The following is a 1256-nucleotide window of genomic DNA, read 5'->3' as shown; positions in this document are numbered from 1 at the left end:
CAGGGCGAGATCGTGAACGTTTTGAAGCAATGTTAAGAGGATTTGACCGACCGATCTGGGTGTGATCTTATACTCTCTTTTACGGGAGTTTCGCGATGAACCACCATGCTGCATTTACTCAATTCTTCTCTGAACTCAAAGACCCTCGCCAGGTAGCTAAAATCGAGTACCCCTTCTTTGATGTGGTTTTTTTGACTGTCTGTGCCGCCATCGGTGGCGCCCAAGGTTGGGAAGATATTGAGCTATTCGGCGAGGCGCATCTGGAATGGTTTCAGCGTAATGGCTTGTTTCCTAACGGATTACCTGTTCACGACACCATAGCCAGGATCATCTCCCGTATTCAGCCGGAGCAATTTCAAAACGCCTTTGTCCGCTGGATGCAGGCAACGTCAGAGCGTACCGATGGTGAGCTGATCGCCATTGACGGCAAGACCTTACGCAGCTCTTACGACCGCGACAGTCGCCAATCTACCATTCATATGGTCAGTGCCTTTGCCGCTCAGAATCGTCTGGTGCTCGGTCAAGTCAAAACGGATGCCAAGTCCAACGAAATTACCGCCATTCCGGAATTACTCGCAATACTCGATGTGAAAGGCTGCTTGGTCTCCATCGATGCAATGGGTTGTCAGACCGCTATTGCCTCAACCATAGTCAAAGGCGGCGGTGACTACCTGCTGGCAGTAAAAGGTAATCAACCCTCGTTGCATAGCGCCGTGCGAGCGGCGCTGGTCGAGTCAATGAACAAGCCTTTGACGGAAGAAACCGTCAGTATCGAGAAGCAACATGGTCGTATAGATGGGCGCGAGTACCATGTATTGCCAGCCGGTGCACTGGCAGAGCAATTTCCCGAGTGGAAAAACCTTAAAAGCGTTGGCGTGGCGATATCCTATCGCATTGAAAAGATGAAGAAAATATCAATGGAGTATCGCTACTACATCAGTTCAGCAGAACTGACACCGGAGCAGTTTTCCTCAGCTGTCCGGGGGCACTGGGCGATTGAAAATAGCCTGCACTGGGTTCTGGATGTCGTGATGAATGAGGATGCTTGTCAGATATATCGCGGTGATGCTCCCCAGATATTGGCTTGCACACGACACATGGCACAGAACATGCTGCGGGCCGAAACCAGCCGTAAGGCAAGCTTGCGGAAGAAGCAGCAATTTGCGGGCATGAGCAGCCCCTATCTGGAAAAGGTACTGGATGCTGGGTTGGCTAAATTGACCTCAATTTAACAATTTGTTCACGCTCTCACCCTG

Annotated in this window: 1 protein-coding gene; it reads left to right on the top strand. The window is 50.7% G+C overall.

Annotated elements, in window-relative coordinates; genetic code table 11:
• Nucleotides 1–95 precede the first annotated feature (95 nt).
• Nucleotides 96–1232 (top strand): ISAs1 family transposase, encoded by a 1137-nt coding sequence (locus tag OKC31_RS21565; protein WP_016947065.1) that lies wholly within the window; start codon nucleotides 96–98, stop codon nucleotides 1230–1232.
• The last annotated feature ends 24 nt before the right edge of the window (nucleotides 1233–1256 follow it).

The sequence above is a fragment of the Aeromonas sp. Y293-4 genome (assembly GCF_027705905.1).
Classification (GTDB): Bacteria; Pseudomonadota; Gammaproteobacteria; order Enterobacterales; family Aeromonadaceae; genus Aeromonas; species Aeromonas veronii.
Note: the sequence above shows the minus strand (reverse complement) of the source record. Positions and strands in the feature narration are given on the sequence as shown.

Bases quoted from the DNA above. Each gene is read 5' to 3' on its own strand.
- OKC31_RS21565 (WP_016947065.1), top strand. From the start codon at position 96: ATGAACCACCATGCTGCATTTACTCAATTCTTCTCTGAACTCAAAGAC.